This window comes from Arhodomonas aquaeolei DSM 8974 (genome assembly GCF_000374645.1).
Lineage (GTDB): Bacteria > Pseudomonadota > Gammaproteobacteria > Nitrococcales > Nitrococcaceae > Arhodomonas > Arhodomonas aquaeolei.
Genome location: NZ_KB894816.1, coordinates 29,294 through 52,882, shown reverse-complemented (window position 1 = coordinate 52,882; position 23,589 = coordinate 29,294). Strand labels below are relative to the sequence as shown.

At 70.3% G+C, this 23,589-nt stretch carries 23 protein-coding genes and 1 tRNA gene; 16 read left to right on the top strand and 8 right to left on the bottom strand.

Features of this window, described 5'->3' with window-relative positions:
• Positions 1-9: 9 nt before the first annotated feature.
• From C516_RS0114925 to C516_RS0114915, 3 genes are read right to left on the bottom strand one after another with little or no spacing between them, the layout of a single operon-like run.
• A complete protein-coding gene (locus C516_RS0114925) occupies positions 10-762 on the bottom strand; it encodes a HesA/MoeB/ThiF family protein (protein ID WP_018719216.1) in 753 nt (250 codons plus the stop codon).
• A 22-nt stretch (positions 763-784) separates the two neighbouring features.
• Positions 785-1,648 carry a peptide chain release factor N(5)-glutamine methyltransferase gene (prmC, locus tag C516_RS0114920; RefSeq protein WP_018719215.1) on the bottom strand — a complete coding sequence of 288 codons (864 nt, stop codon included), beginning with the start codon at positions 1,646-1,648 and terminating at the stop codon, positions 785-787.
• Positions 1,641-1,910: a Trm112 family protein gene (locus C516_RS0114915; RefSeq protein ID WP_018719214.1), complete on the bottom strand. Its 270-nt coding sequence runs from the start codon at positions 1,908-1,910 to the stop codon at positions 1,641-1,643. Before C516_RS0114915 ends, prmC begins: the two co-directional genes overlap by 8 nt.
• Before the next feature lie 240 nt (positions 1,911-2,150).
• Between C516_RS0114915 and clpX the strand changes: the two genes are divergently transcribed.
• The 3 genes from clpX to dksA all read left to right on the top strand — a co-directional run bounded on the left by clpX (position 2,151) and on the right by dksA (position 5,191).
• Entirely contained in the window at positions 2,151-3,383 is a 1,233-nt protein-coding gene (gene clpX / locus C516_RS0114910; protein WP_018719213.1) for an ATP-dependent Clp protease ATP-binding subunit ClpX, read from the top strand.
• 128 nt (positions 3,384-3,511) lie between these two features.
• Positions 3,512-4,582: a 3-deoxy-7-phosphoheptulonate synthase gene (locus C516_RS0114905; RefSeq protein ID WP_018719212.1), complete on the top strand. Its 1,071-nt coding sequence runs from the start codon at positions 3,512-3,514 to the stop codon at positions 4,580-4,582.
• A 174-nt stretch (positions 4,583-4,756) separates the two neighbouring features.
• A complete protein-coding gene (gene dksA / locus C516_RS0114900) occupies positions 4,757-5,191 on the top strand; it encodes an RNA polymerase-binding protein DksA (RefSeq protein WP_018719211.1) in 435 nt (144 codons plus the stop codon).
• Between the two features lie 298 nt (positions 5,192-5,489).
• On the opposite strand, the gene prfA is transcribed toward dksA, so the two are convergent.
• Positions 5,490-6,581, bottom strand: a complete 1,092-nt coding sequence (gene prfA / locus C516_RS0114895; RefSeq protein WP_018719210.1) for a peptide chain release factor 1 — start codon at positions 6,579-6,581, stop codon at positions 5,490-5,492.
• Entirely contained in the window at positions 6,578-7,852 is a 1,275-nt protein-coding gene (hemA, locus tag C516_RS0114890) for a glutamyl-tRNA reductase (RefSeq protein ID WP_040409614.1), read from the bottom strand. Before hemA ends, prfA begins: the two co-directional genes overlap by 4 nt.
• Positions 7,853-8,012: 160 nt before the next feature.
• Here hemA and C516_RS19715 point away from each other — a divergent pair, with 160 nt between their 5' ends.
• The 8 genes from C516_RS19715 to ychF all read left to right on the top strand — a co-directional run bounded on the left by C516_RS19715 (position 8,013) and on the right by ychF (position 14,800).
• Positions 8,013-9,710 carry a tetratricopeptide repeat protein gene (locus C516_RS19715; RefSeq protein WP_018719208.1) on the top strand — a complete coding sequence of 566 codons (1,698 nt, stop codon included), beginning with the start codon at positions 8,013-8,015 and terminating at the stop codon, positions 9,708-9,710.
• Positions 9,707-10,324, top strand: a complete 618-nt coding sequence (lolB, locus tag C516_RS0114880; RefSeq protein ID WP_018719207.1) for a lipoprotein insertase outer membrane protein LolB — start codon at positions 9,707-9,709, stop codon at positions 10,322-10,324. Before C516_RS19715 ends, lolB begins: the two co-directional genes overlap by 4 nt.
• Positions 10,321-11,223, top strand: coding sequence for a 4-(cytidine 5'-diphospho)-2-C-methyl-D-erythritol kinase (gene ispE, locus C516_RS20615; RefSeq protein WP_051088252.1), 903 nt, complete (start codon positions 10,321-10,323; stop codon positions 11,221-11,223). Before lolB ends, ispE begins: the two co-directional genes overlap by 4 nt.
• Positions 11,203-11,277: transfer RNA gene (locus tag C516_RS0114870), tRNA-Gln, on the top strand. The genes ispE and C516_RS0114870 overlap by 21 nt, the downstream gene beginning before the upstream one ends.
• A 57-nt stretch (positions 11,278-11,334) precedes the next feature.
• Complete coding sequence (locus tag C516_RS0114865) at positions 11,335-12,273, top strand: ribose-phosphate diphosphokinase (protein ID WP_026321216.1); 939 nt, start codon at positions 11,335-11,337, stop codon at positions 12,271-12,273.
• A 75-nt stretch (positions 12,274-12,348) separates the two neighbouring features.
• Positions 12,349-13,032, top strand: a complete 684-nt coding sequence (locus tag C516_RS0114860) for a 50S ribosomal protein L25/general stress protein Ctc (protein ID WP_018719205.1) — start codon at positions 12,349-12,351, stop codon at positions 13,030-13,032.
• A 39-nt stretch (positions 13,033-13,071) separates the two neighbouring features.
• A complete protein-coding gene (pth, locus tag C516_RS0114855) occupies positions 13,072-13,662 on the top strand; it encodes an aminoacyl-tRNA hydrolase (RefSeq protein WP_018719204.1) in 591 nt (196 codons plus the stop codon).
• Between the two features lie 46 nt (positions 13,663-13,708).
• Positions 13,709-14,800: a redox-regulated ATPase YchF gene (gene ychF / locus C516_RS0114850; RefSeq protein WP_018719203.1), complete on the top strand. Its 1,092-nt coding sequence runs from the start codon at positions 13,709-13,711 to the stop codon at positions 14,798-14,800.
• Between the two features lie 33 nt (positions 14,801-14,833).
• Here ychF and C516_RS0114845 read toward each other — a convergent pair whose 3' ends face one another.
• Positions 14,834-16,477, bottom strand: a complete 1,644-nt coding sequence (locus C516_RS0114845) for an NAD+ synthase (protein ID WP_018719202.1) — start codon at positions 16,475-16,477, stop codon at positions 14,834-14,836.
• 171 nt (positions 16,478-16,648) lie between these two features.
• On the opposite strand from C516_RS0114845, the gene glnB reads away from it, so the two are divergent.
• Positions 16,649-16,987, top strand: a complete 339-nt coding sequence (glnB, locus tag C516_RS0114840) for a nitrogen regulatory protein P-II (RefSeq protein ID WP_018719201.1) — start codon at positions 16,649-16,651, stop codon at positions 16,985-16,987.
• Between the two features lie 22 nt (positions 16,988-17,009).
• Here the strand turns inward: glnB and C516_RS0114835 are convergent, their stop codons facing one another.
• The gene (locus C516_RS0114835; protein ID WP_018719200.1) at positions 17,010-17,753 is read right to left on the bottom strand and encodes an outer membrane protein assembly factor BamD; all 744 of its coding nucleotides are present in this window, start codon (positions 17,751-17,753) and stop codon (positions 17,010-17,012) included.
• A gap of 118 nt (positions 17,754-17,871) precedes the next feature.
• Here C516_RS0114835 and rluD point away from each other — a divergent pair, with 118 nt between their 5' ends.
• The gene (gene rluD, locus C516_RS0114830) at positions 17,872-18,840 is read left to right on the top strand and encodes a 23S rRNA pseudouridine(1911/1915/1917) synthase RluD (protein ID WP_018719199.1); all 969 of its coding nucleotides are present in this window, start codon (positions 17,872-17,874) and stop codon (positions 18,838-18,840) included.
• Positions 18,841-18,863: 23 nt separating this feature from the next.
• Here rluD and C516_RS0114825 read toward each other — a convergent pair whose 3' ends face one another.
• Positions 18,864-19,520, bottom strand: coding sequence for a DUF1614 domain-containing protein (locus C516_RS0114825; RefSeq protein WP_018719198.1), 657 nt, complete (start codon positions 19,518-19,520; stop codon positions 18,864-18,866).
• 165 nt (positions 19,521-19,685) lie between these two features.
• Here C516_RS0114825 and C516_RS19710 point away from each other — a divergent pair, with 165 nt between their 5' ends.
• The 3 genes from C516_RS19710 to C516_RS0114810 all read left to right on the top strand — a co-directional run bounded on the left by C516_RS19710 (position 19,686) and on the right by C516_RS0114810 (position 23,584).
• Positions 19,686-19,979: an FmdB family zinc ribbon protein gene (locus tag C516_RS19710; RefSeq protein ID WP_018719197.1), complete on the top strand. Its 294-nt coding sequence runs from the start codon at positions 19,686-19,688 to the stop codon at positions 19,977-19,979.
• Positions 19,980-20,102: 123 nt separating this feature from the next.
• Positions 20,103-21,887, top strand: a complete 1,785-nt coding sequence (aspS, locus tag C516_RS0114815; RefSeq protein WP_018719196.1) for an aspartate--tRNA ligase — start codon at positions 20,103-20,105, stop codon at positions 21,885-21,887.
• Between the two features lie 113 nt (positions 21,888-22,000).
• Positions 22,001-23,584: a methyl-accepting chemotaxis protein gene (locus C516_RS0114810; RefSeq protein WP_018719195.1), complete on the top strand. Its 1,584-nt coding sequence runs from the start codon at positions 22,001-22,003 to the stop codon at positions 23,582-23,584.
• Positions 23,585-23,589 lie beyond the last annotated feature (5 nt).

Sequence of the window (23,589 nt, the reverse complement as noted above, 5' to 3'; positions counted from 1 at the left end):
CCGCGCGGGTCAGCCCGACGCGCCGCCGCAGACCGGGCAGTCCGGATCCCGCACGAGCGAGAGGGTGCGCCAGCGCATCCGCATGGCGTCCAGGGTGAGCAGCCGCGACTCCAGCCCTTCGCCGAGCCCGGCGAGCAGCTTCACCGTCTCCACCGCCTGCAGGCTGCCCACCACGCCGGTGAGCGGGCCGAGCACGCCGGTCTCGCTGCAGGTCTCCGCCGCCTCGCCGGTTTCCGGGAACACGCAGCGGTAGCAGGGTGCGCCGGGGCGGTCGCTGCGGTAGACCGCGATCTGGGCCTCCATCCGGATCACCGCGGCGGAGACCAGCGGCCGGCCGCCGGCGACGCAGGCGCGGTTGACCGCGAAGCGTGTGGCGAAGTTGTCGCAGCCGTCGGCGACCGCGTCCACCCCGGCGACCAGGTCGGGGAGGCTGGCGTCGTCCAGGGGGTCGGTGACCGTCTCCACGCGCACGTCCGGGTTGAGGGCGTTCAGCCGCTCGCGGGCCACCTCCGCCTTGAGCGCGCCCACGTCCTCACTGCGGTAGAGGATCTGGCGCTGGAGGTTGGTCAGTGCCACGCGGTCGAAGTCGGCCAGCACCAGGCGCCCCACGCCGGCGGCGGCGAGGTACAGCGCCGCCGGCGAGCCCAGCCCGCCGAGGCCGACGATGAGCACGGAGGCGTCGAGCAGCCGCTGCTGGCCCTCATAGTCGAGGCCGGGAAGCATGATCTGGCGGCTGTAGCGCAGGAGCTGGTCGTCGTCCATCAGGGTATCCGGTCGCGGTGGATCAGGGCCGGCGCCCGCCGGTGACCCGCTCGTGTCCGGCGAGGTCCCGCCAGGTCTGCACGGCCGTGTAGCCGGCGTCGGCGAGCAGCCCGCGGACCGCCTCGCCCTGGCGCCAGCCGTGTTCCAGTATCAGCCAGCCCCCGGGGGCCAGCCAATCCGGCGCGTCATCGACGATCGTGCACAGGGCGGCCAGGCCGGCGTCCGCGGCGATCAGCGCGCCACGCGGCTCGTGGGCGGCGTCGCCCTGCCAGGGTTCGGGCTCTTCGGCGCCGATGTAGGGCGGGTTGCTCACCACCAGCGGGTAACGCCGTGCCGGCAGGGGGGCGAACCAGTCGCCCTCGAAGACGCTGACGCGGGCGTCGAGGCCCAGGCGGGCGGCGTTCTCCCGGGCGAGCGTTGCGGCGTCGTGGCTGCGCTCGGTGGCGTCCACCGCCGTTCCCGGCCATTCGCTCGCCAGCGCCAGGGCCACGGCGCCGCTGCCGGTACCGAGGTCCAGAAGCCGTTCCGGCGGGGCGGGGCAGACCGCCAGCGCCGCCTCGACCAGGGTCTCCGTCTCCGGGCGTGGCACCAGGGTGTCCGGGGTGACCGTGAGCGCGAGGCTCCAGAATTCCCGCTCGCCGGTGAGGTGGGCGATAGGTGCGCCCCGGGCACGGGCCGCGAGCAGCGCCCGGAAATGCTCGACCTCGCTGGCCCCCGGGTAATGCTCCGGCCAGGTGTGCAGCCACGTGCGGCTGCGGCCCAGGGCGTGGGCCAGCAGCAGTGCGGCATCGAGGCCCGGGCTGTCGCCGCCGGCCAGCCGCCGGCGGCCCTCGGCCAGCAGCCCCGTGACGGTGGCGTCCTCCGCGATGGGGGGGTGGTCAGCCACCGATGCCGAGCTGACGGACGAGCATGCCACGCTCCTCGAGCATGACGGGGATGCCGTCATCGACGCGGTAGACACGTTCTCCGTTGCGCGTGACCAGGCCTTCCGCGAGGGGCTCGTTCACCGGGCTGTCGTCCATGTAGTGGAGCGTGCCGCCGGAGATCAGCTCGTTGACGCGCTTGAGCTCGTCGCGGCGCAGCGGGCGTACCGGCACCTTGGTGACGGGGCAGCAGAGGATGTCCAGGAGTTTCCGGTCCAGGGGCATTCGGGGCCTCCGACGGTGAGCCGCGTTCGATCTGGTTCTCAAACCCGTAGTGTACTGCCTGTGCCAGGCGTTGGGACAGTTGCGCCGTACGTGCGCGTGACCGGTGTCCCGTTTCAGAAGCCGAAGGCCCGGTGGCGGGGGGCCGGGGCGCTGGCATGCGTGGACAGGCGTTCTATAAATGCACTATGGGGGAGACGAACACCGCCCCCCGGCGGCAGGCAAGCATAGGGGGAGGCCGGCATGGTCCGCAGCGCTGAGCGAAAGACGATCGGTGACGGGCATCGCGGGGCCACGGCGTGTGCCTTCTGCGGCAGCGTCGAGAGCGCCGCCAATACCCTGGTGGCGACCGGGGCGGTCTCGATCTGCGCGCGCTGTGCCACCGAGTGCGCGCGCATCCTGGCCGAGGAGGGGGCGACGGAGCGGGCCCTGGCGCCGGCCCCGCTGCCCACGCCGTCCCAGATCCATGCCTTTCTCGACGAGTACGTGATCGGCCAGACTCGGGGTAAGCGCAGCCTCGCCGTGGCGGTGTACAACCACTACAAACGCCTGCGCCGGACCCGTTCGCCCGGCGAGCCGAAGATCGGCAAGAGCAACGTGCTCCTGCTCGGCCCCAGTGGTTCCGGCAAGACCCTGCTCGCCGAGACCCTGGCGCGCTCGCTGGCGGTACCCTTCGTGAGTATCGATGCCACCGGCCTCACCGAGGCGGGCTACGTGGGCGAGGACGTCGATGTCATCGCCGAGCGGCTGCTCCAGGCCGCCGACGGGGATATCGGCCTGGCCGGCTGCGGCATTGTCTATATCGACGAGATCGACAAGCTCGCCGCCGGTGCGGACAGCCCGGTGCACGGCCGTGACGTCTCCGCGGAAGGGGTGCAGCAGTCGCTGCTGCGCTTCCTGGAGGGGACCCGCGTGCCGCTGCCCCAGGCCCGGCGGAGCCCCCGTGCCCCCATCCCGGAGCTCGACACCCGCGAGGTCCTGTTCATATGCGGCGGGGCCTTCGACGGCATCGACGCCCTCGTTCGTCGTCGTCAGCTCTCCGGTGGTGTCGGCTTCGCCGCGGATCCGGCGGGGGAGATGGCGGAGACGCCGCCGTTGGCCGAGGCGCTTTCACCGGAGGATCTCATGGCCTACGGCCTGATCCCGGAGCTGGTGGGGCGGTTGCCGGTCACCGCGGTGCTCGACCCGCTGGACGCCGCGGGGCTGTGCGCCATCCTCACCGAGCCGCGGAATGCCCTGGTGGCGCAATACCAGTCCCTGATGGCCATGGACGGCTGCCGGCTCACCTTCGGCGACGATGCCCTGGAGGCCATCGCCGAGGAGGCGCTGGCTTCGGGTACCGGCGCGCGTGCCCTGCGCGGTGTGCTCGAACGGGTGCTCCTCGAGCCCATGTTCGTCGCCGGTCCGGGGACGCTGCATGTCGACGCCGCGCATGTCGCCGACAGCCGCCTCGGGGCTTGCCGCCGGGCGGGCTGAACGCCCCGGTGCGTACCGCCGGCATGCATGGAAACTTCATCGGGTGCCCCGTATCATGGGAGTCGTCTTCACGCGGAGCCGTGCGAATGCCGGCCCCGCAAGCGATATGACCCGTCGGGGAACGCCCAATGAGCGAAGTGAAAATCGACGACATCAACGTCTTGGCGCAGGAGATCCTGCCGACCCCGCTCGAGGCCAAGCGCAAGCTGCCGCTGAGCGAGGCCGCGCGCAAGACCGTCGTGGACGGCCGGCGCACCGTCGAGAACATCATCGACGGCACGGATCACCGCCTGCTGGTGGTCGTGGGGCCATGCTCGGTGCACGACATCGAGGCCGCGAAGGACTATGCCGCGCGGCTCAAGCGCCTCCACGACGAGGTGGCGGACAATCTGTTCGTGGTGATGCGCGTGTACTTCGAGAAACCGCGGACCACCGTCGGCTGGAAGGGGCTGATCAACGACCCCTACATGGATGACTCCTTCCACATCGAGGAGGGGCTGTTCCGGGCCCGCGAGCTGCTGCTGCACCTCGCCGAGATCGGCCTGCCGGCGGCCACGGAGGCCCTCGATCCGCTGACGCCGCAGTACATCGGCGATCTCATCACCTGGACCGCCATCGGCGCCCGGACCACCGAGTCCCAGACCCACCGCGAGATGGCGAGCGGCCTGTCCACGCCGGTTGGCTTCAAGAACGGTACCGACGGCAGCCTGGACGTAGCCATCAACGCCCTGCGCTCGGCGGCGAGCCCGCACAGCTTCCTGGGCATCAACCAGGAGGGCCAGTCCGCCGTTATCCGTACCCGCGGCAACAGCTACGGCCATGTGGTACTGCGCGGCGGCAAGCAACCGAACTACGACTCCGTGAGCATCGCCCTGTGCGAGAAGGACCTGCGTGAGGCGGGGCTGCGCACGCAGCTGGTCGTCGACTGCAGCCACTCCAACTCCAACAAGGATCCGGGGCTGCAGCCGCTGGTGGTGGAGAACCTGATCAACCAGATCCTCGAGGGCAACCGCTCGATCACCGGCATGATGATCGAGAGCAACATCGGCTGGGGCAACCAGAAGCTCAAGGGCGATCCCTCGGCGCTGGAATACGGTGTCTCCATCACCGACCCCTGCATCGACTGGGAGACCACGGAGACGGTGCTCCGCGACGCCCACCGCCGCCTCGGCGGAGCGCTGCGCAAGCGCGCCGCGTGATGCCCTGTGCCCGGTCTCCGGGGTTGACGCCCCGGGGGTCGGGAGGGTAAATGAGCGTTGGCTTTTCGTTCGCCCCCGCGGCGACGGATCACGGAACGGTGCACCGGAGGTGCGCCGGAGGCTGAACGCCGGCGCCGCCGTCGGGTGGCGGCTGCCGGATAGGGAGGAGTCATCATGGCCGACAAGTCCAACACCCTGCCGGTTCGCGGGATCGAGCCGTATCAGCCGGCGGAGGGCGAGGAATACATGAGCGATGCCCAGCTCGAGCACTTCGAGCGGCTGCTCACGGCATGGAAGCGCCAGCTCCAGGAGGAGGTCGAGCGCACCATGAGTCATATGCGCGACGACGCCAACAACTACGCGGACCCCGCTGACCGGGCCACCCAGGAGGAGGAGTTCGCGCTGGAGCTGCGCACCCGCGACCGTGAGCGCAAGCTCATCCGCAAGATCGACCAGACCCTGGAGCGGATCCGCAAGGACGACTACGGGTTCTGCGAGCAGTGTGGTGTGGAGATCGGCCTGCGCCGTCTCGAGGCACGCCCCACCGCGACGCTGTGCGTGGACTGCAAGACACTCGAGGAGATCCGCGAGAAGCAGCGCGTGGCCTGATCCCCCGCGCGGCTTGTCGCCACCGGGGCCGGCGCAGTCACTGCGCCGGCCCTTTTCGTTGGTGCTTCGCAAAGTGGCGGGAGGGGGCGGTTGCGGACCGGCGATCGCCGGTGGTCTGGCGCAGCCGGTCCACGGTCGAAACGTTCCCCGCGCAGGTCGCACGCCTTTTCGGCGCACGATCCACGTGCCCGGGCGCTCCCGCTCCCCGGCCCCTCCGCCGTGAAGACGGTGCGGCCACGGGTGCGGACCGGGTGGCTCAGGGGGCCACGGTCTGTCGCGCGCCGGGACGTGGGAAGGGTTACAGCGCCTCGTCGGCCATCGCCGCGAGCTGGTCCGCCTGGTGCTCGCGCATCAGCGGGCCTATCACCGGGTCCAGGTTGCCGGCCATGATCTCCTCGAGCTTGTAGAGCGTGAGGTTGATGCGGTGGTCGGTCACCCGGCCCTGGGGGAAGTTGTAGGTGCGGATGCGCTCGGAGCGGTCGCCGCTGCCCACGAGCTGCCGCCGGGCCTGGGTCTGTTCGGAGACCTGTGCGTCGCGTTCCCGGGCCATGATCTTCGCCTGGATGAGGCTCAGCGCCTTGGCGCGGTTCTTGTGCTGGGAGCGCTCGTCCTGGCACTCCACCACGATTCCCGTGGGCAGGTGGGTCATGCGCACGGCGGAGTCGGTCTTGTTCACGTGCTGACCACCGGCACCGGAGGCACGGAAGGTGTCCACCTTGAGGTCGGCGGGATTGATCTCGATCTCCTCGATCTCGTCCGCCTCCGGCAGGACCGCCACCGTACACGCCGAGGTGTGGATCCGTCCCTGGGACTCCGTCTCGGGTACGCGCTGGACGCGGTGGGCGCCGGACTCGAATTTCAGCCGCGAGTACACGCTCTCCCCGCTGACCCGGGCGATGAGCTCCTTGTAGCCGCCGTGCTCGCCGGGGCTGTCGGAGACGATTTCCACCCGCCAGCCCTGGTGCTCGGCGTAACGCGAGTACATCCGGAAGAGGTCGCCGGCGAACAGCGCGGCCTCGTCGCCGCCCGTGCCCGCGCGGATCTCCAGGTAGATGTCCTTGTCGTCATTGGGGTCGCGGGGGAGCATGAGCACCTCCAGCTCGCCCTCCAGCGACGCCAGGCGCTCGCCGAGCCCGGCGATCTCGTCCTCCGCCATGGCCCGCATCTCGCTGTCGTCCTCTTCGCGCATCTCTTCGGCGGCGCGGAGGTCGGCCTGGGTGCGGCGATAGGCGTTGAGCGTGCGGACCAGGGGTTCGAGCTGCGCGTACTCCCGGGACAGGCCGGTGAAGCGGCGCTGGTCGCCGATGACCTCCGGGTCCGCGAGCAGGGCCTCTATCTCCTGGTGACGCTCGGCGAGCTGGTCGAGCTTGCGTTGCAGGGAGTCCTTCACTTCGTGTCGCCCTCGTCGTCGTCCAGTCCCAGCACCCGCCGCGCCGCGCTCAGGGTGGCGCCGTCGCCCTGGCGGGCGGCCTGGCGCAGACCGATGGTCGGGCTGTGGAGGAGTTTGTTGGTCAGCGTGTGGGCGAGGTATTCGAGCACGTCGTCCGCATCGTCGCCGCGTTGCAGGCGCCGCCGGGCGCGGTTGAGCACCGCCTCCCGGTCCTGGTGGGCGCGCCGGCGCAGCGCCCGTATCGCCGAAACGGCGTCGAGTCCGCGCAGCCATTCCATGAAGCGTTCGGTCTGCACGGTGACGATGGTCTGCGCCTGCTCTGCCGCCGCCTGGCGTGAGCGCAGGTTGTCCTCGATGACCTCGCGCAGGTCGTCCACGGTGTAGAGATAGACGTCCGGCAGCTCGCCCACCTCGGCCTCGATGTCCCGCGGCACCGCGATGTCGACCATGAAGATCGGACGGTGGCGCCGGCGCTTGAGCGCGCTCTCCACGCTGCCCTTGCCCAGGATGGGCAGGGTCGCGGCGGTGGAGGCCACCACGATATCGGTGCTGTGGAGCCGGTGGGGGATCTCGCTGAGCCCGATGCCCTCGCCGCCGAGCTCCTCGGCGAGCTGCTCGGCGCGTTCCGGGCTGCGATTGGCAATAACGAGGCCGCCGATGCCCTGCTCGCGCAGGTGGCGAGCGGTGAGCTCGATGGTCTCGCCGGCGCCGATGAGCAGCGCGGTCTGACGTTCCAGGTCGCCGAAGATCTGGCGCGCCAGGCTGACCGCCGCGAAGGCCACGGATACCGGGTGCGCCCCGATTTCGGTCTCCGTGCGCACCTGCTTGGCCACGGAGAAGGCGTGCGTGAACAGCCGGTCGAGGGTCGGTCCGACCACCCCGGCGTCCGCCGCGGACTGCCAGGCAACCTTGGTCTGGCCGAGGATCTGGGGCTCGCCGATGACCAGCGAATCGAGACCGGCGGCGACGTTCATGAGATGGGTGACCGCCGCCTCGCCGCGGTGGACGTAGGTGTGCTCGGCGAGCCAGTCCGTCTCCAGGCCGTGGGCGCGTTCCAGCCAGCGGCGCAGCGTCTCGGGCCCGCAGTCGCCGTCCAGGACGGTGTAGAGCTCCGTGCGGTTGCACGTCGACAGCAGCACCGCTTCCTCGATGCCGGGCTGCCCGGTGAGCTCGCGCAGTGCTCCGCCCAGGCGTTCCGGCTCGAATACGACGCGCTCGCGGACCTCGATCGGCGCGGTCTTGTGGCTCAGTCCGAGGGTGACAACAGGCATGTGCAACCGGGCGGAGTGCGGAAAGCCGAATTGTAGAGCACTCCTGCGCTGATACAAACCACCGCCGCGGTATGCTCCCCGGCAAGGATGTGCTCGTGCCTGCGGGCGGGAAGGCAGTACACTGGGGCGCGGGTGGCGTCAGGGAAACAGCGAGGAGCGCATGCCACGATTCATCTTCCTGGTCGCGCTGGCGGCCGTCATCGCCGGTTGTGCGACGAACCGTGAGGCCGCGGAGCCGGGGCCGTCGCCGGTGGCGGAGGACGCCGCGGCGAGCGATCCCCACCAGGAACTCATCTACCAGCTGCTGGTGGGCGAGTTCGCGGGCAACCGGGGTGCGTTCGACCAGGCGGCGCAGGCCTACGGTGACGCGATGGCGCTTACCGACGACCCGGCGGTCGCCCAGCGGGCGGCCCGGGTGGCGCTGTACGCCGAGCGTTTCGATCTCGCCCGGACTGCCGCGCGGCGCTGGCTCGCGCTGGCGCCAGCCGCCCGGGAGCCCCACCGCATCCTCGCTGTCGTCGCCCTGCGGGAAGGGGATCCGGAGGCCGCGACGGAGTCCTTCCTCGCGTACCTCCCCGGTGACGGGGACACGCGGGACCAGGCGCTCTCGCGCCTGGGGGCGGCCCTTGCCCAGGAAGGCGACGCGAACGCGGCCATGGCGGTCGCCCGGGGGCTGGCCGGGCATTTCCCCGAGAGCGCGGCCGCGCAGTTGATGGCCGCCCGCGTGGCGCTGTCCACGGGTCGTGCCCGGTTGGCCCTGCAGTCTGCGCGCGCGGCGCTGCAGCTGCGGCCCGGCTGGCGGGCCGCAGCCCTTGTCGAGGTGGAGGCGCTGCGGCGCAGCGGCCGTGCGGGCGAGGCGCTGAAGCGGCTGGATGGCATGGTGGCCGATTCCCCCGGTGATTACGAGCTGCGGCTGGAGTACGCCCGGGCGCTGGCCGCCGCCGGCCGTTCCGGTGACGCCCTCGGCCAGTTCCACGCGCTGCTGGAGCGCCAGCCCGACGACGACCGTATCCTGCTATCCGGTGCGCTGCTGGCGCTTCAGTCCGGCCATCACGATCAGGCGCGGCGCTGGCTCAAGCGCCTGCTTGCGATCGAGACCCGCACCGACGCGGCCAACTACTATCTCGGCCGGCTCGCGCTGGACGAGGGGGATGCCGGTCAGGCGGTGGAGTACCTGCGCCGGGCCGGCGGCGAGTACGCCGTGGATGCCGCCCTGGCCGAGGCGACGGCTCTGGCCGCGGACGGCCGGATCGACGCCGCGCGCCAGCGGCTGCGCACGCTGCGGGACGACAACTCCGATGCCGCGGTGCAGGCGTATGCCACCGAGGCCGAGCTGCTGCGGCGCTCGGGGCGCCAGGCCGAGGCGCTGTCGGTGCTCGACGAGGCCCTGCAGGCACACCCCGGTGACGCCGATCTGCGTTATGCCCGTGCCATGGCGCGGATTCAGGCCGGCAGCCTCGAACAGGCCATCACGGACCTGGAAGCGGTCATCGATGCGGATCCGCAGAATGCCGCGGCGCTGAACGCGCTGGGCTATACCCTGGCCGACGGCAACCGCGACCTCGACCGTGCCGCCTCGCTGGTCTCCCGCGCCTACCAGCTCTCCCCGGACGATCCGGCGGTGGTGGACAGCATGGGCTGGGTGGCCTACCGCCAGGGGCGCCTCGAACAGGCCCTGGATTACCTGCGCCGGGCCGAGTCGCTCTCCGGCGGCGATCCGGAGATCGCCGCCCACCTGGGCGAGGTGCTCTGGCAGCTCGGCCGCAAGGACGAGGCGCGGCGCGTCTGGCGGGAGGCGCTCGAGGCCTATCCGGACCACGAGGTGCTGCGCAGCACCGTGGAGCGCTTCCAGCCATGACGGCGGTGCGGTTCCTGCGTGCGTTTGCCGCCGCGGTGCTGACGGCGGTGCTCGCCGGTTGCAGCGTCGCCCCGCCGACGCCGGGCGACGGCCGAGTGACCCTGCCGGTGGCGGACTGGCAGCCCGCCCCCGCCCCGGAGGCCTGGCGGCTGACCGGCCGGGCCGCTCTGCATGCCGGTGACGACGGTGGCACCGTCTCGGTGTTCTGGGAGAGCGGCGGGGATCGCTACCGGCTCACGCTCAACGGCCCCATCGGCTCCGGTGCGGTGCGCCTGGAGGGGGATGCCGGCGGCATCACCCTGCGTACCAGCGACGGCCGCGTGCGCCGTGCGGGCTCCGCGCGGGCCCTGCTCCGCGCGGAGACGGGCTACGACCTGCCGGTCTCTTACCTGCGCTGGTGGGTGCGGGCGCGGGCCGTCCCGGAGCTCGGCGGCCGGGTGCGCCTCGACGATGACGACCGCCCGGTGAGCCTTGTGCAGGACGGCTGGCACGTGACCTATGACGAGTTCCGGCGCGTGGACGGCTACTGGCTGCCCCACCGGCTGTCGGTGGAGCGGGGCGACGTCAGCGTGCGCCTGGCGGTGCGGGAGTGGCGCGCGGGACCGTCGTCGTGACCGCCGCTGCGGCGGAAGTATCTGCTGGCTGGCCGGCCCCGGCCAAGATCAACCGCTTCCTGCACATCGTCGGCCGGCGCGCGGACGGCTACCACGAGCTGGAGACGCTGTTTCAGTTTCTCGATCTCGCCGACGAGCTCGCATTCACCGTGAACGCGGCCGGCGGGGTCACCCGCGAAGGCGGCCCGCCGGGGCTCGCCGCGGAGGCGGACCTGGTGGTGCGGGCGGCAAGGGCGCTGCAGCAGGCGACCGGCTGCCCCCTTGGCTGCCATATCCGCGTGGACAAGCATCTGCCCGCCGGCGGCGGGCTCGGCGGTGGCAGTTCGGACGCGGCGACGACGCTGGTCGCGCTCAACGAGCTCTGGGGGACCGGGCTCGACACGGTGGCACTGGCCGCGATCGGGCTAACACTGGGGGCGGACGTGCCGGTGTTCGTCCACGGCCATGCGGCCTGGGCGGAGGGGGTGGGCGAGACCCTCACCCCGATGGCGCCGGACGAGCCCTGGTTCGTGATCATCGACCCGGCCGTAAGTGTCTCCACCGCGGAGGTATTCGGTGCGCCGAAATTGACACGCCATACGCCTCGTATCAGAATACCGCGCCTTGACACTGGGTCACTCGGCAATGACTGCGAAGCGGTCGTTCGCGAACGTTACCCGGCGGTCGGCGAGGCACTCGACTGGCTCGGCCGGTTCGCCGGCGCCCGCCTCAGCGGGACAGGCGGGTGCGTTTTCGCGCCTTTCGCCCGCGAGGACGAGGCGCGGAGCGTGTGCGCGCGGGTGCCGCCGCACTGGCGCGGCTATGTCGCCCGGGGCTTGAACCGTTCGCCGCTCGTCGCGCGGTGGGACGCGGTGCGTGCCGGTGACCCTGCGGACTACTGGGGCGTGGCCAAGCGGTAAGGCACGGGGTTTTGATCCCCGCATTCGCAGGTTCGAATCCTGCCGCCCCAGCCATTTTCCATCCTCGCCGCTGCAATCGACAGGTAGACCGTCGTGATTGAAAACGGACGCATGATGGTGTTTGCGGGCAACGCCAACCCGCAACTCGCCAACGCCGTTGCCGCCCATCTCAAGACCCGACTCGGCAATGCCCTGGTCTCGCGCTTCAGCGATGGCGAGGTGCAGGTGGAGATCAACGAGCACGTGCGCGGCCGCGACGTGTTCATCGTCCAGCCGACCTGCGCCCCCACCAATGACAACCTCATGGAGCTGCTGGTCATCGCCGACGCGTTGCGGCGCTCCTCGGCGGCGCGGATCACGGCGGTGATCCCCTATTACGGCTATGCGCGGCAGGACCGGCGCCCGCGCTCCCAGCGCGTGCCGATAACCGCCAAGCTCGCCGCGGACATGATCTCGGCGGCGGGCATCAACCGCGTGGTCACCGTGGATCTCCACGCCGATCAGATCCAGGGGTTCTTCAACGTTCCGGTGGACAACGTCTACGCCTCGCCGGTTCTGCTCGGCGACATCTGGCGCCAGGTCCACCCGAACAAGATCGTGGTCTCGCCGGACGTCGGCGGCGTGGTCCGCGCCCGCGCCATCGCCAAGCGGCTGGACGACGCGGAGCTGGCGATCATCGACAAGCGGCGGCCGCGGGCGAACGAGTCCAAGGTGATGAACATCATCGGCGACGTCAGCGACAAGACCTGCATTATCGTCGACGACATCGTCGACACCGCCGGCACCCTGTGCGAGGCCGCCAAGGCCCTCAAGGACAAGGGCGCCGGCAAGGTGGTGGCCTACATCACCCACGCGGTGCTCTCCGGGCCCGCGATCGACCGCATCAACGAGTCCCATCTCGACGAGCTGGTCGTCACCGACAGCATCCCGCTGTCCGAGGCCGGCGAGGCCTCCGGGAAGATCCGTGCGCTGACCCTCGCCGAGATGCTCGCCGAGACGATGCGCCGGGTGAACAACGACGAGTCGGTGAGCGAGCTGTTCGTCGAGTAACCACGCCGAACCTGGTCGCGGGGGAGGCGGCCGCCCGAAGGGGCGGTTCATTCATAACCCAGGAGTAATACACCCATGAGCAGTGTCGAACTGAAGCTGGATGCCAGCGTTCGCACGGAGCAGGGCAGAGGTGCGAGCCGCCGCCTGCGCCGTGAGAAGCGGCTGCCGGCTATTGTCTACGGCGCCGGCAAGGGCGCGCAGGCCATCACGGTCAGCGAGCAGCAGGTCGGTCGCCTGATGCGCGAGGAGGCCTTCTTCTCCCAGATCATCGATCTGGCGGTGGACGGCAAGTCCGAGCAGGTCATCCTCAAGGACCTGCAGCGCCACCCCTTCAAGCCGCTGGTCAGCCACCTGGACTTCATGCGTGTGAAGGCCAACGAGAAGCTGCGCACCCACGTGCCGCTGCACTTCCTCAACGAGGAGACGGCGAAGGGCGTGAAGCAGGGCGGCGGTGTCATCCATCACGACCTGATCGAGGTCGAGGTGGAGTGCTACCCGCGCGACCTGCCGGAGTTCATCGAGGTGGACGTCCAGGACCTCGAGCTCGACAGCGCCATGCACCTCTCCGAGGTCAGCGTGCCCAAGGGCGTGACCCTGCCGGCACTGGGTGAGGACGCCGAGCACGACCCGGCGGTGGTCAGCATCCATGCGCCGCGCAAGGCGAAGGAAGAGGACGAGGAGGCCGCCGAGGAGGCGGAGGGCGGCGAGCAGCCGTCCGCCGAGGCCGAGGGCGGCGAAGAGGAGGGCGGCGAGGACTGATCGTTCCTCGCGCCCTTCCGCGGCAGCGGAGGTCGGTTCATGGGGGGTGGCGCCGCGCGAATCCGGTGCATCGTCGGGCTGGGCAATCCCGGCCCGCGCTACGAGCGTACCCGCCATAACGCCGGCTTCTGGTTTGTCGACGAGCTGGCCCGCCGCCACGGCGGGCAGCTCCGTGCCGCGCGCCGGTTCCACGGCGAGCACGCGCGCGTGTTCGTCGATGGCGTCGACGTGCACCTGCTCAAGCCCACCACGTACATGAATCACAGCGGCCGTGCCGTTCAGGCCCTGGCCCGGTTCTACGACATCGACGCCGCGTCGATGCTCGTCGCCCACGACGAGATCGACCTGCCGCCGGGCACTGTCCGGCTCAAGCGCGATGGCGGTCACGGCGGCCACAACGGCCTGCGGGACATCATCAAGGCCCTGGGGGCGCGCGACTTCGCCCGCCTGCGTCTGGGTGTCGGTCACCCGGGCAGCGCCGACCAGGTGATCCCCTACGTCCTCTCCAACGCCGGGCGCGACGAGCAGGCGGCCATCGACGGGGCCATCGACGACGCGGCCTCGGTGCTGCCGTGGCTGCTCGCCGGCGACTGGGACCGCGCCTTCCAGCGTCTGCACACCGCCGCCTGAGGGCGACGGCCCGTCCCATTCAGCCTATTCCGGGAGCACAGTCGAGATGGGTTTCAAATGCGGCATCGTCGGCCTGCCCAACGTCGGCAAGTCGACCCTGTTCAACGCGCTCACGCGCAACGAGATCCCCGCCGAGAACTACCCCTTCTGCACCATCGATCCGAACGTGGGCATCGTGCCCGTGCCGGATCCGCGCCTGGAGCGCATCGCGGCGATCGTGCAGCCGGAGAAGGTGATCCCGACGACCATGGAGTTCGTCGACATCGCCGGGCTCGTCGCCGGGGCGTCCAAGGGCGAGGGGCTGGGCAACCAGTTCCTGGCCAACATCCGCGAGACCGATGCCATCGCCCACGTGGTGCGCTGCTTCGACAGCGGCGACGTCCACCACGTCGAGGGCCGGGTGGACCCGGTGTCGGACGTGGAGACCATCAACACCGAGCTCGCGCTCGCGGACCTGGAGACGGTGGCGAAGGCGCTGCAGCGCTACGAGCGCCAGGCCAAGTCCAACGACAAGACGGCCATCGCCTACCGTGACGAGCTCAAGCGCATCCACGCCGCCCTGGACGAGGGCACGCCGGTGCGCGCCCTGAGCTTCGCGGAGCATGTCCGCCCGCTGCTCGGCGAGCTGCACCTGCTCACCGCCAAGCCGGTGCTCTATGTGGCCAACGTCGCCGAGGACGGCTTCGCTGACAACCCGCACCTGGACGCGCTGCGTGCCTATGCCGAGGCCGAGGGTGCCGGCGTGGTGACCGTCTGCGCGGCCATCGAGGCGGAGCTCGCGGTGCTCGACGACGATGACAAGGCGGACTTCCTCGCCGAGTACGGCCTCGAGGAGCCGGGCCTGAACCGGGTGATCCGGGCCGGCTACGGGCTGCTCGGGCTGCAGACCTTCTTCACCGCCGGACCCAAGGAGGTGCGTGCCTGGACGGTGGCGATCGGTGCGACCGCGCCCCAGGGGGCCGGGCGGATCCATACCGACTTCGAGCGCGGCTTCATCCGGGCCGAGGTCATCGCCTACGACGATTTCATCGCCTGCAACGGCGAGCAGGGGGCGAAGGAGGCGGGGCGCCTGCGCCTGGAGGGCAAGGAGTACGTCCTCCAGGAAGGCGACATCTGCCACTTCCGCTTCAACGTGTGAGCGCGCACCGCGCGCCCACACCGGCCGCCCGGGTCAGCGCCGGGGTGCGTCGATCCGCGAGAATCCCGACGTGATCGGGTAACGGCGGTCCCGGCCGAAGGCCTTGGTGGTGATCTTCACCCCCGGCGGCGCCTGGCGGCGCTTGTACTCGTTGCCATGGAGCATGCGTACGACCCGACGGACCGTGGTCTCGTCGTGGCCCGCGGCAACGATCTCGTCGATGCCGGCGTCCTCCTCGACGTAGGCGGCGAGGATGCTGTCGAGCTCCGGGTACTCCGGCAGGCTGTCGGAGTCGCGCTGGCCCGCGCGCAGCTCGGCGGTCGGTGCCTTGGCGAAGATATTCTGCGGGATCACCGCCGAGCGCTCGTTGCGGTAGGCGGCGAGCCGGTAGGCCTCGGTCTTGAACACATCCTTCAGCGGTGCGAAGCCGCCGACCATGTCCCCGTAGAGGGTGGCGTAGCCCACCGCCAGTTCGCTCTTGTTGCCGGTGGCAAGCACCAGTCGGCCGAACTTGTTGGACAGCGCCATCAGCAGTGTGCCGCGGCTGCGGGACTGTAGGTTCTCCTCGGTGACGTCGGGCGGGGCGTCGCCGAATACCGGCGCCAGGGCCTCCAGGAAGGCGCCGAAGATCCCTTCGATGGCGATGCTGTGGTAGTGCACGCCGAGGTTTCGGGCGAGCTCGGCGGCATCGGTGTGGCTGGTGTCGGAGGTGTAGCGGCTCGGCATCATCACGCACTCGACGCGTTCCGGGCCGAGGGCGTCCACGGCGATGGCCGCCACCAGGGCGGAGTCCATCCCGCCGGAGAGGCCGATTAACACCCCGGGAAAGCCGTTCTTCTCGACGTAGTCCCGCACGCCCCAGACCAGGGCGTCGTAGACGCAGGCCTCTTCAGAGACATCCTCGCAGATATCGCCGTCCACCGGGCGCCAGCCGCTGCCGCCGCGGGCGAGATCCACCGGGTAGAGTCCGGTCTCGAAGCGCGGGGCGCGCACGGCGAGTCCGCCGTCGGCGTCGAAGGCGCAGGAGCCGCCGTCGTAGACGACCTCGTCCTGGCCGCCGGCCATGTTGCAGTAGACGATGGGCACGCCGGCCTCGCCGATGCGCTCGCGCAGCACTGACTCCCGCGCCGCCCACTTCTTGTGGTCGAACGGCGAGGCGTTGAGGTTGGCGACGACGTCGGCGCCGGTCTCCGCGGACAGGGTTACCGGTCCCGGGTGCCAGGCGTCCTCGCAGATGGTGACGCCGAGGCGGCAGCCGTCGATATCGACGACGCAGGGTGCGCCGCCGGCGTCGAAGTAGCGCCGGTCATCGAATACGCCGTAGGTCGGCAGGTGGTACTTGTCATAGACGTCGGTCACGCGCCCGTCGCGAATGACGTAGGCGCTGTTGTACAGCGCGTCGCCGTCCTGGCGGGGGGCGCCGACCACGAGGGTGACACCATTCACCTCGGCGCACAGCCGCCCGATGCCCCGTTCTACCGCGCGGATGAAGTCATTGCGCAGCAGCAGGTCGTCCGGCGGGTAGCCCGTGAGCGTGAGCTCCGGGAAGATCACCGCGTCGGCGGCCAGCTCGTCCCGGGCACGGGCGGCGGCGCGGACCACGATCTCGGTGTTGCCCGGCACGTCCCCCACCAGGAGGTTCAGCTGGGCCATGACGAGGCGGATACGGTCGCTCATAACGGTGCTGTCTGCAGGCCTGTTGTGTGTGCGGCAATGCTACCGAAAAAGCGGCGCGGACGCGCGTCCCGCCACGCCCGCCGGCCCGTTCGGCGCCGGCGGCGCTTTCGGTCGCCGCCCGCCAGGGGGTAAACTCGCGGCTTACCGGGGAGACGACTCAGGAGCCACCCAATGAAGAAGGTTGAAGCGATCATCAAGCCGTTCAAGCTCGACGACGTGCGCGAGGCGCTCTCGGAGATCGGCATAACGGGGATGACGGTCACGGAAGTCAAGGGCTTCGGGCGTCAGAAGGGCCACACCGAACTCTATCGCGGCGCGGAGTACGTGGTGGACTTCCTGCCCAAGATGCGCGTGGAGATCGTGGTCGCCGACGGCCAGGTGGAGCGTTGCCTGGAGGCCATCAACCAGGCGGCGCAGACGGGCAAGATCGGCGACGGCAAGATCTTCGTCACGCCGGTGGAGCGGGTGATCCGCATCCGCACCGGCGAGGAGGACGAGCAGGCGATCTGACCGCCGCCGCGGCGGGCCCGGTTCAGGCGTCCGCCGCGCTCATTCCGTTGCGCTCGAGCACGCGGCGTACGTCACGCCGCAGCGACGGCATCTCCAGCCGGCCGTAGACCCGTTCCAGCAGACTGAGTGCCGGTGCCACCGCCGGGGCCCCCTCGTACTCGCGGATGATATGCGTGGCGCGGTTTGCCGCCGCCACCCAGGCCTTGCGGTCGGCGTAGAACGAGGCGATCTGCATCTCGTGCTCGGCGAGCTGGTCGCGGATCGCACGCATGCGATCGCGGGCATTGGCGACGTAGTCGCTGTCCGGATAGCGCTCGATGAGCGTGCGGAAGGCGTCGAACGCCTTGCGCAGCGGTTCCGGGTCACGCGCGGCGCGGTCGATATTGAGCAGGTCGTCCAGGAAGCCCTGGCCCTGCTCCTGCTGGGCCACACCCTTCATATACCAGGCGTAGTCCACGCGCGGGTGGCGCGGGTTGAGCCGGATGAACCGCTCCGCGGCGGACACCGCCGAGGCCGGCTCCTCGTTCTTGTGGTAGACGTAGATGATGTCGAGCTGTGCCTGCTCCGCATAGGTGCCGAACGGGTAGCGCGCCTCCAGCGTCTCCAGACGGTTGGCGGCGAGGTCGTAGTCGCCGCGCTGCCAGGCGGCCCGCGCGTTCTGGTAGAGCGTGGCGGCGGACAGGTCCTGATCGGGCTGCTTCTCCGGTCCGCTCGCACAGGCGGTGAGGATCAGCGCGGTGAGCAGCAGGGACAGGGCTCGCTTCATGGCGTGCTCTCAAGGCAATGACTAAAGACGCTATTCTAGGGTGCCGCCGCGCTATGATCCACCGCGCCGCGGTGGGCCGCACGCGGTGGCACGCAACGGTGACAGGTAATCGATCACGATGAGCACGCAGACGGTACACGAACAGGCCGAGATACCCGCCGGGCTGGCGGGGTGGCGGCTGGACCGCGCCCTCGCGGAGCTCTTCCCCGACTATTCCCGCAGCCGGCTGCAGAAGTGGCTCAAGTCCGGGGCGATCACCGTCGACGGCCGGGTGCCACGGCCCCGGGACAGCGTCGCCGGCGGCGAGCGTGTTGTGGTCGACGCGGCCCTGGAGGCGGCGGACGCGGTCACCGGACAGGCCCTGCCGCTGGACGTGCGCTACCAGGACGACTCGCTGATCGTCATCGCCAAGCCCGCCGGCCTCGTCGTCCACCCCGGCGCCGGCAACCACGACGGTACCCTGCAGAACGCGCTGCTCCACCACTTCCCGGAGCTGGCCGCGCTGCCCCGTTCCGGGATCGTCCACCGGCTCGACCGCGACACCTCCGGGGTGATGGTCGTTGCCCGCAGCCTCGCCGCCCACCGCTCGTTGGTCGAACAGCTCCAGGAGCGGCGGATGGGCCGGGAATACCTGGCCGTGGTGGCCGGCGTGTTCACCGCCGGCGGTCACGTGGATGCGCCCATCGGGCGTCATCCCCGCGAACGCACGCGCATGGCCGTGCGCGAGGGCGGTCGCGCGGCGGTCACGCACTACCGTATCGCCGAGCGTTTCCCGGCGCACACGCTGCTGCGCTGCCGGCTCGAGAGCGGGCGGACCCACCAGATCCGTGTGCACATGGCCCACATCCGCCATCCCATCGTGGGGGATCCGGTCTACGGGGGCCGCATGCGTCTGCCGCCGGGGGCGGACGAGGCGGTGACCGCGGCGCTGCGCGGATTCCGCCGCCAGGCGCTGCATGCCGAGCGGCTGACGCTCAGTCACCCGGAGACCGGCGACGCCATGGAGTGGACGGTGGCGCCGCCGGAAGACTTCCTGGCCCTGTGCGAGGCCCTGCGGGCGCACCGCGATCGCGGGCCGGACGGCTGACCCGCCCCGCGATCGGTGGGGTATCAGGCGAGCAGCACCGCGACGATGCCGGTGATGAACACCCCGTCGAAGGTGCCGGCGCCGCCGATCGAGGCCACCGGTGCGCCGAGCCGTCCCACGTCGCGCAGGCGCAGGATGTCGGCGCCGATCAGCACCCCCAGGGTCCCGCAGATGTAGGCCAGCGGTGCGCTGGCCTCCGGCTGCAGGGCGACCGCGGTGATGGCGGCGGTGATCGGCGCGATGAACACCGGCATGCCGATGCCCACGCCGCGCACCGGGCGGCTGAAGAGGTAACAGACCAGGGCCTGGATGGCCACGGCGACCAGCACCGGCAGCGGCGCGAGGGCGCTGCGCGAGAGCAGGTAGACCGAGAAGGCGAGGGGCACGAGTCCGCCGCCGACGTTCATCGCCACCAGCACCTTGCCTTCCGGGATCTCTCGGAGCATGCCCTTCATCCACGGCGGGGGCCTGCGCCAGCGCGGGTCGCGCTCGCCCTCGGCGTCCAGGGTGAACAGCGGCAGGTTGACCCCGCTGCCGATCAGCGAGGTGAACAGCAGCAGCATCGCCGAGCCCCCGGAGAGCCCGAGCTTGCCGAACGCGATGGTCAGCGCGCCCACCTGTACCAGCGCGAACAGGAAGGCGAGCAGGAAAGCCCCCACCAGCAGTGTCAGCGGATTCACGCGCCCTCCCGTAAACGGCCCGGCTCCGGTGGATTCCGGCCACACGGCCACCCTTTCTACGGTATCATTGACACCATTCCGGCGGCGCGCTTGGTTCCCTGCGAGAATGCCCCTATCTTCGAGGGGGAAATCCCGCCGGTACCCACTCTGCATGAGGAACAGGACATGCCGATCTATGAATACCTCTGTGACGCCTGTGGTCACGAGCTCGAGGCGCTGCAGTCCATCAACGACGAGCCCCTCACCGAATGTCCCGAGTGCCATCGTCCGCAGCTGCGCAAGCGCATCTCCGCGGCCGCGTTCCGGCTCAAGGGCGGCGGCTGGTACGAGACCGACTTCAAGAAGGACAACCGCCGCAACCTCGCGGGCGACGGTGGGGGCGGCAGCAAGGGTGACTCCGGCTCCAGTGGTGGGTCCGGGGGCGGCTCCGGCGAGGGCAAGAAGACGGCGGCCAGCTGACGCGGCCGCCGCCGGGCGCGGTTGCGCGCCCCCCGGCAAGCTCTTAACATTGCCCGCCTCGTAATAATGCCCGCATCCGCGGGCCTTTTTCGTTTTCCGAGGACTGACAGGCGGTTCGGATTCATGCGCACTCATTACTGCGGCGGGGTTACCGAGGCCCTGCTCGACGAGACGGTCGAGGTCTGTGGCTGGGCACACCGGCGGCGGGATCATGGCGGCATCATCTTCATCGACCTGCGCGATCGTGAGGGTCTGCTCCAGGTGGTGTTCGACCCGGACGAGCGCGAGGCCTTCGAGCTCGCCGACACCGCGCGTAACGAGTACGTGCTGCAGGTGCGCGGGCGGGTCCGCCGCCGCCCGGAGGGCACGGAGAACCCGAACCTCGCCACCGGCCAGGTGGAGCTCTACGCTACCGGGCTCACGGTGCTCAACCGCGCCAAGACACCGCCGTTCCAGCTCGACGACACCGACGTCGGCGAGGACGTGCGCCTGCGCCACCGCTACGTGGATCTGCGCCGGCCGGAGATGCAGGAGCGCCTGCGCACCCGCGCCCGGGTGACCGGGGCGCTGCGCCGCTATCTCGACAGCAACGGCTTCCTCGACATCGAGACGCCGATGCTGACCCGCGCCACCCCGGAAGGCGCGCGGGACTTCCTGGTCCCGAGCCGCATGCATCCCGGCGAGTTCTACGCCCTGCCGCAGTCGCCGCAGCTGTTCAAGCAGCTGCTGATGATGAGCGGCATGGACCGCTACTACCAGATCACGCGCTGCTTCCGCGACGAGGACCTGCGCGCTGACCGTCAGCCCGAGTTCACCCAGCTCGATATCGAGACCTCGTTCATGGACGAGGAGGGGATCATGGGCCACATGGAGGCGATGATCCGCGGGCTGTTCGACGAGGTCCTCGGCGAGTCGCTGCCGGAGCCGTTCCCGCGCATGACCTATGCCGAGGCCGTCGACCGCTTCGGCATCGACCGCCCGGACCTGCGCATCCCGCTGGAGCTCGTGGAGGTCGCCGACCTGCTCACGGACGTGGAGTTCAAGGTCTTCGCCGCACCCGCCGCCGATCCCAAGGGCCGGGTCGCCGCCCTGCGGGTGCCCGGCGGCGCGGCGCTGACCCGCAAGGTGATCGACGAGTACACCGACTTCGTGGGCCGCTACGGCGCCAAGGGTCTCGCCTACATCAAGGTCAACGACCCGGCTGCCGGGCGCGAGGGCCTGCAGTCGCCGATCCTCAAGTTCCTGCCGGATGCCGCGGTCGAGGGCATCCTCGAGCGTACCGGTGCCGCGGCGGGGGACCTGGTCTTCTTCGGCGCGGACCGCGCCCGGGTGGTCAACGACGCCCTCGGTGCGCTGCGCGTACGCGTGGGCCACGACCTGGACATGGTCGAGCCGGGCTGGCGCCCGCTGTGGGTGGTCGACTTCCCGATGTTCGAGTATGACGAGGACGACGGCCGTCTCTACGCGCTCCATCACCCGTTCACCTCGCCCCAGACCACGGAGCCTGCGGAGCTTGACGGCCGGGACCCGGAAACGCTGCTTTCCCGCGCCTACGACATGGTCCTCAACGGCACCGAGATCGGCGGCGGTTCCATCCGTATCCACCGCCCGGATATGCAGTGGCGGGTCTTCGAGCTTCTGGGCATCGGCGAGGACGAGGCCCGCGAGAAGTTCGGCTTCCTGCTCAACGCCCTGGAGTACGGGGCGCCGCCCCACGGCGGCATCGCCTTCGGCCTCGACCGTCTGGTCATGCTCATGACCGGTGCGCACTCCATCCGAGATGTCATGGCGTTCCCCAAGACGCAGACCGCGACCTGTCTGCTCACCGAGGCACCCGCCGAGGTCGACGAGGCGCAGCTGCGCGAGCTCGGCCTGCGCATCCGCCGCACTGCCCGGACCGACACCTGATCGGTCCGGCGCGGTCGCCCCTGTTTAAGCATCGCCGTACCTGCCGATAACGGCCCCGTAAACAGGACGGGGCCCGGCGGACTTCGCCGGGCGTGTGGAGGAGATGCACGACCATGCGGGTCAACCAGCCGGTCACCCAGCGCGAACAGCCTGTACGTCCGGACGAACGGCTGATCAGCACCACCGACGAAGACAGCCGGATCCTCAGCGCCAACGAGGATTTCTGCCGTATCGCCGGTTTCAGTGAAGAAGAGCTTCGCGGTCAGCCGCACAATGTCATCCGCCATCCGGACATGCCGGAGGCGGTGTTCGAGAGCCTGTGGGCCAGCCTCAAGGCCGACCGCCCCTGGATGGGTGTGATCAAGAACCGCTGCCGGAACGGCGATCACTACTGGGTCAGCGCCTACGTCGCCCCGGTCTACGAGGACGGCAGGAAGGTTGGCTATCAGTCCGTGCGGACCATGGCGAGTGAGGCCGAGAAGGCACGTGCCGAGGCGCTCTATGCCCGGATGCGGCGAGGCCGTGCGGTCGTGCCATGGCACGCGCGTGTGGGCACGCGTCCGCTGCTTGCCGGAGCTGTTGGCGTATCGACATGGCTCGGCGTCGCCGCTGGTGCGTCGCTGCCACTGTGGCCGGCCCTGGGGGCGGCACTCATACTGACGCTGCTTGGTGTGGTGACGGTACTCATGCTGACCGGGCGCCTTGCCGCGGTCGCCGTCCGCGCGCGCGGGGTGTTTTCGAATCCCGTTGGCGAGCGGGTCTACGGCGACGGGCACGACGATGCCGCGCGCATCGACCTGGCGTTCGGCATGTACCGTGCCCAGCACGTCGCGATGCATACCCGTCTCCACAACGTGAGTGAGGCCCTGGCGGACAGCGGGAAGGCCACGGAAGGGGCCGCGGAGCGCAGTCGGGGGGCCATCAATACCCAGCGCGGTGAGATCGAGCAGGTCGCCACCGCCATGAACGAGATGTCCACCACCGTCCAGGAGGTCTCGCGCAGTACCGCCGAGGCGGCGTCCACCGCCGAGCAGGCGCTGACCCAGACCGGTGACGGGCGGACCCGGGTGGATGTGGCCGCGCGGGCGATGGAGCGGCTTGCCACGGACCTCGACGAGGCCGGCGAGGCGGTGGAGCGGCTCAAGGGCGATACCGACGGAATCCGCCATGTCCTCGACGTCATCCAGGGCATCTCCGAACAGACCAATCTGCTGGCGCTCAACGCCGCCATCGAGGCGGCGAGGGCGGGCGAGGCCGGGCGCGGTTTCGCCGTGGTCGCCGAGGAGGTGCGTGCCCTGTCCGGCCGGGTCAGTGCGTCCATCGGTGAGATCACCGGCATGATCGAGCGCCTCGAGGGGGGAGCGGGCACGGCGGTTGCGGGTATGGGCCGTAGCCGGGAGGCCGCCCGCGAGGTGACCGAGGGTGCCGAAGGTGCCCGTGGGGCGATGCACGAGATCGAGGAGGCGGTGCGCGGGATCAGCGACACGAACAACCGCATCGCGGCCGCCGTCGAGCAGCAGTCCGCCACGGCCGAGGAGATCAATCGCAGCGTCATCCAGGTGAACGACGGGTTCGCGGAGACGGAGAATGCCGCGGGGGATACCCGCGACACCAGCCGACGGCTGGTGTCGCTGGTGACCGAGCTCGAGGGGCTGCTCCGGCAGTTCGACCTGCTCGGGACCCGGCGGGATGATTGATACGG

Coding starts and splice junctions, on each gene's coding strand:
- C516_RS0114925 (WP_018719216.1), bottom strand. CDS start 762: ATGGACGACGACCAGCTCCTGCGCTACAGCCGCCAGATCATGCTTCCC.
- C516_RS0114915 (WP_018719214.1), bottom strand. CDS start 1,910: ATGCCCCTGGACCGGAAACTCCTGGACATCCTCTGCTGCCCCGTCACC.
- clpX (WP_018719213.1), top strand. CDS start 2,151: ATGGTCCGCAGCGCTGAGCGAAAGACGATCGGTGACGGGCATCGCGGG.
- C516_RS0114905 (WP_018719212.1), top strand. CDS start 3,512: ATGAGCGAAGTGAAAATCGACGACATCAACGTCTTGGCGCAGGAGATC.
- dksA (WP_018719211.1), top strand. CDS start 4,757: ATGGCCGACAAGTCCAACACCCTGCCGGTTCGCGGGATCGAGCCGTAT.
- hemA (WP_040409614.1), bottom strand. CDS start 7,852: ATGCCTGTTGTCACCCTCGGACTGAGCCACAAGACCGCGCCGATCGAG.
- C516_RS19715 (WP_018719208.1), top strand. CDS start 8,013: ATGCCACGATTCATCTTCCTGGTCGCGCTGGCGGCCGTCATCGCCGGT.
- lolB (WP_018719207.1), top strand. CDS start 9,707: ATGACGGCGGTGCGGTTCCTGCGTGCGTTTGCCGCCGCGGTGCTGACG.
- C516_RS0114865 (WP_026321216.1), top strand. CDS start 11,335: ATGATGGTGTTTGCGGGCAACGCCAACCCGCAACTCGCCAACGCCGTT.
- C516_RS0114860 (WP_018719205.1), top strand. CDS start 12,349: ATGAGCAGTGTCGAACTGAAGCTGGATGCCAGCGTTCGCACGGAGCAG.
- pth (WP_018719204.1), top strand. CDS start 13,072: ATGGGGGGTGGCGCCGCGCGAATCCGGTGCATCGTCGGGCTGGGCAAT.
- ychF (WP_018719203.1), top strand. CDS start 13,709: ATGGGTTTCAAATGCGGCATCGTCGGCCTGCCCAACGTCGGCAAGTCG.
- C516_RS0114845 (WP_018719202.1), bottom strand. CDS start 16,477: ATGAGCGACCGTATCCGCCTCGTCATGGCCCAGCTGAACCTCCTGGTG.
- glnB (WP_018719201.1), top strand. CDS start 16,649: ATGAAGAAGGTTGAAGCGATCATCAAGCCGTTCAAGCTCGACGACGTG.
- C516_RS0114835 (WP_018719200.1), bottom strand. CDS start 17,753: ATGAAGCGAGCCCTGTCCCTGCTGCTCACCGCGCTGATCCTCACCGCC.
- rluD (WP_018719199.1), top strand. CDS start 17,872: ATGAGCACGCAGACGGTACACGAACAGGCCGAGATACCCGCCGGGCTG.
- C516_RS19710 (WP_018719197.1), top strand. CDS start 19,686: ATGCCGATCTATGAATACCTCTGTGACGCCTGTGGTCACGAGCTCGAG.
- aspS (WP_018719196.1), top strand. CDS start 20,103: ATGCGCACTCATTACTGCGGCGGGGTTACCGAGGCCCTGCTCGACGAG.
- C516_RS0114810 (WP_018719195.1), top strand. CDS start 22,001: ATGCGGGTCAACCAGCCGGTCACCCAGCGCGAACAGCCTGTACGTCCG.